Genomic DNA, 263 nt, shown 5'->3' on the forward strand with positions numbered 1-263 from the left:
CGCGCCGCCAGTCGATCGCCGGCTGTTTCAGGCGCGCACGCGCGGGATTGCGGCCGAGGCCGGTCACGACGTGGCCGTCGGCGACGAGCCGGGCCGCGACGACGGATCCTATAAAACCGGTTGCGCCGAGAATCAGAATGTTCATGGCAGGAGATTAGCGGAAAAGCGCATGAGACATAGAAGGGCTTGGCGGGCCTGCGGCATCTGTTAGAAATAGCGGGCAGTTTCGGGAGGGCTTCGCCTTGCACGACCATGACGACGAC

1 protein-coding gene is annotated in these 263 nt (G+C 63.9%); it reads right to left on the reverse strand.

The window, feature by feature from the left end; all coding sequences use genetic code 11:
* Positions 1 to 145: NAD-dependent epimerase/dehydratase family protein (locus tag EOD29_RS32540; RefSeq protein ID WP_127248852.1), on the reverse strand; the 145-nt coding region annotated here is incomplete at its 3' end.
* Between the last annotated feature and the right edge of the window lie 118 nt (positions 146 to 263).

Source organism: Mesorhizobium sp. M1A.T.Ca.IN.004.03.1.1 (assembly GCF_003997555.1).
Classification (GTDB): domain Bacteria; phylum Pseudomonadota; class Alphaproteobacteria; order Rhizobiales; family Rhizobiaceae; genus Mesorhizobium.